At 72.7% G+C, this 2,240-nt stretch carries 1 protein-coding gene and 1 pseudogene; both read left to right on the top strand.

Annotation, left to right across the window (positions count from 1 at the left end):
• Positions 1 to 1,358, top strand: a pseudogene (locus FNQ90_RS20290) (TerD family protein); the annotation flags it as partial.
• A gap of 215 nt (positions 1,359 to 1,573) precedes the next feature.
• A partial coding sequence (locus tag FNQ90_RS20285; RefSeq protein WP_182607677.1) for a TerD family protein occupies positions 1,574 to 2,240 on the top strand: 667 nt, incomplete at its 3' end.

Here is a 2,240-nt window from a genome sequence, read left to right as displayed (position 1 = left end):
CCGTGACGCTGCTGGAACGCCGCCCGCCCGGTCTCTCCAACCTCACCCGGTCCCTCGCCGAGAACGACGGCTGGCGGAGTTCCCGTCTCTTCCCCGTCTCCTCCCTGCGCAGTGACCGGGAACGGGAGAACCGGGCCACCTCCATCCTGCTGTCGGTGATGACGCAGGTACCGGAATTCGGCCGGCGCCTCACCGCCGCCTTCGGCGCCCCGGCGGGCCGGTTGGAGACCTTCACCGAGGTCTCCCTTCCGCACGGGGACACCCCGGCCCGCCCGGACGGGGTGATCCGGGTCGAACGGGCCGGCAAGTTGTGGACCGCCCTGGTCGAGACGAAGACCAACGGCAACGCGCTGCGCTCCGAACAGGTACAGACCTACATGGACATCGCCACCCGACGCGGCTACGAGGCGGTGATCACCCTGTCCAACGACGTGGCCCTGGAGGGTCGCCCCCTGGTGGACGTGCGGGTCGACCGACGCCGCAAGCACAAGGTCGCGCTGTGGCACCTGTCCTGGGCCGAGGTCACGCACCAGGCCCGCATGTTGATCCGTCATGAGGGAGTGCGCAACGCCTCGCACGCATGGCTGTTGAACGAGCTCCTGTACTACCTGGAGCACGACAACTCGGGCTGCCACGGCTTCCAGAACATGGGCCCGGACTGGGTGCCGGTGCGCAAGGGCATCGACACCGAGACCCTGTGCCGGGGCGATCAACGCGCCATCGGCGTGGTGGAGAGCTGGGAACGCCTCATCCGGCAGGTCTGCCTGCGCCTGGGCGGCGAACTCGGCCGGAAGGTGCTGCCGGTCCGTCGTTCCCGTCGGGGCACCGACGCCGCGACCCGACGGCTCGCCGCCGACGACGAACTGTGCGACCTCGGCCGGCTCCACGCCGAGTTGCGCATCGACGGCACCCCCGGCCTGCTGGCCGTGACCGCCGACCTGCGCACCGGCAGACTGCGGACCTCCATCGCCGTCGACGCCCCGGAGCAGGGACTTCCGCTCACCCGGATCAAGCGCCTCATCCGGCGGCTCGACACCGCCCCGGCCGACCTGCACATCGAAACGCTCGTCGAGGGGGCGGGGAACGGTCCGCGCGGCACCCTGGAACGCCTGCGCCCCGAGCCGGGGGACCTCCTGCCGGGGGACGGGGCGGCAATCTCCGGCTTCCGGCTGTCCCTGTTCAAGGGCATGGGCACCGGGCGGGGGAACGCCGAGTCCGGCTTCATCCGCAGCGTGGACGACGCCGTGGACCGCTTCCACCGTTCGGTGATCACGCCGTTGGAAACCCGGCCCACCCGGCGCGGGCGGCCCCGGCCCACCGAGGGCTCGGAAACACCCGTGCCCGCCGGGGCCGAATGACGGCCGGCCGGGGCGTGCGGAAGCGGTGGCACGCCGACGACCGGCGAAGCGGACACGGCCGGCGAACGACCCGTGCTTCCCCTCCCCGGAAGAACGGAATGTCACGTAGGTGCCGTATGTTGCCGCGAGGCATGTGTGCCCGAATCCCCACCGGATAAGGGTCTCCACCGGGTGACCAGGACGAGACGACACAGCGGGGGCGGAACGTGCGGGAGATGGTCAAGGGTGCGAACGTCGCGCTGACGGGCCCCGACGGGGCGATCGGTCCCCTCATCGCGGAGGTGTCCAACGGCGGGACACCGGAGGACCTGGACGTGTACCTCCTGCTGCTCGTCGCCGACGGCCGGGTGCGCGGCGACGCGGACCTCGTCTTCCACAACAACCCGGCCTCCGCCGACGGGAGCGTGCGACTGGCGGGGAAGACGGGAAAGGGCCCCGGGGGGACGGGCTGCGCGGAGCGCGTCCGGCTCGACCCGGCGGCCGTGCCGGCGGAGGTGGAACGGATCGTCCTGGCCGCGGCCCGGTGCGACGGCGGCCGGTTCGGCGACCTGAAGGACCTGACCCTCACCCTCTCGGCGGTGGACGGTGCCGGTGCCGGTGCCCGCGGGGTGCCGCTGCGCTTCGCCGTCACCGACGCGGGTCCGGAGAGCGCGCTCATCCTCGGCGAGCTGTACCGGCGGGGCACGGGGTGGAAGTTCCGCGCGGTGGGTCAGGGGTACGACACCGGTCTCGTCGGTCTGGTGACGGACTTCGGCATCGTGGTGGAGGAGGAGCCGGGCGCGCCGACGCCCGCCGGGCCGGAACCGGCCGCAGCGGAACCGACCGCGCCACATCCGTCCGCCCCGGCGCCGGGCCCGAGCGGGACCCGGGCTCCCACCGCCC

The sequence above is a fragment of the Streptomyces alkaliphilus genome, from assembly GCF_014141535.1.
Classification (GTDB): Bacteria; Actinomycetota; Actinomycetes; order Streptomycetales; family Streptomycetaceae; genus Streptomyces; species Streptomyces alkaliphilus.
The sequence above is the reverse complement of the archived record's forward strand: the minus strand, read 5'-3'. Positions and strand labels throughout refer to the sequence as shown.